Here is a 1,394-nt window from a genome sequence, read left to right as displayed (position 1 = left end):
GTTCGGGCACAATCATTGCGGGTCATGGCCGCTATGAAGCCGCTAAGGCCCTGGGGTTGATGTCCGTGCCGACGGTTGTCGCGGATCACTTGTCAGACGCTGAAGTGCGCGCCCTGCGGATCGCGGATAACAAGCTGGCGGAACTGTCGGACTGGAACGAAGCTGCTCTGCAGATCGAGTTTGCCGAGCTGATGGATCTCAGCCTTGATGGCGAGCTCGATTTTGATCTGGATATCACCGGGTTCGAAACGCCGGAGATCGACATCATCATCGACGCGGCGAGCGAGGCTGCGGAGACCGAAGCTGAAACTGTAGACACCCCGGACCCTGCGGCACCTGTCATCACGCAGCCGGGCGACCTCTGGCTTCTCGGAGATCACCGCATCTTCTGCGGAGATGCCTTGCACGCCCAGAGCTACGACACCTTGCTGGAAGGCGAGACACCACAGATGATCTTCACTGATCCGCCTTACAACGTACCGGTCAATGGGCATGTCCGCTGTGGCACCGATGGCGCTCATCGCGAATTTGCCATGGCGTCGGGAGAAATGTCGGACAGTGAGTTCTGCAGCTTTCTCTCGGACGTGATCAACCGGCTGTTTGACTGCTTGCCGGACGGTGGCATCGCGATGATCTGCATGGACTGGCGTCACATTGAAGAGTTGATTGCGGCGGGCAAGGCAGGTGGATTGGACCTTATCAATCTCTGCGTCTGGAACAAGACCAACGGCGGAATGGGCAGCCTTTACCGCTCCAAGCACGAGCTGGTTTGCATCTTTAAGAAGCCTGGTGCGCCGCATATCAACAATGTCGAGCTGGGAAAACACGGGCGCAACCGGACCAACGTCTGGGACTATGCCGGTGTAAACAGCTTTGGGGCAGGGCGTGAAGCGGATCTTGCCGACCATCCCACGGTGAAGCCGACAGCTCTGGTTGCAGATGCCATCATGGATGTGAGCCATCGCGGCGATGTCGTACTGGACGCTTTTGGCGGGTCCGGCGCGACCTTGCTGGCAGCTGAGAAAACCGGGCGCCGGGCGCGTCTCATTGAGCTCGACCCGGCCTATGTCGATGTCGCCATCCGCCGCTGGCAGGAGATGACTGGTGAGAACGCCGTGCACGCGGTGACCGGCCAGACGTTCGATTCGCATTCTGCGGCAACCAATGCCACCTCAGAGCTGGAGGCGGATCATGTCTGACGATACGAAAGAGTTTGAGGTTGGCTACGGCAAACCGCCCAAAGCGACCCGATTCAAGAAAGGCCAATCCGGCAATCCGAAAGGACGACCGAAAGCCTCGAAAAATGTTGGGTCGATGCTTGAGGAAGTCTTCTTTCGGAAAATCCCGATCACCGAGAATGGATCACGCCGCGAGGTCACTATGCTGGAAGCAAT

General features: G+C 58.4%; 2 protein-coding genes. Both read left to right on the top strand.

Annotated elements, in window-relative coordinates; genetic code table 11:
• A partial coding sequence (locus tag RUA4292_RS16455; RefSeq protein WP_058278589.1) for a DNA modification methylase occupies positions 1 to 1,199 on the top strand: 1,199 nt, incomplete at its 5' end.
• On the top strand, positions 1,192 to 1,394 hold a 203-nt coding region (locus tag RUA4292_RS16450; RefSeq protein ID WP_233493474.1), incomplete at its 3' end, for a DUF5681 domain-containing protein. The genes RUA4292_RS16455 and RUA4292_RS16450, both read left to right, overlap by 8 nt.

Source organism: Ruegeria atlantica, assembly GCF_001458195.1.
In the GTDB taxonomy this organism is placed as follows: Bacteria; Pseudomonadota; Alphaproteobacteria; order Rhodobacterales; family Rhodobacteraceae; genus Ruegeria; species Ruegeria atlantica.
Note: the sequence above shows the minus strand (reverse complement) of the source record. Positions and strands in the feature narration are given on the sequence as shown.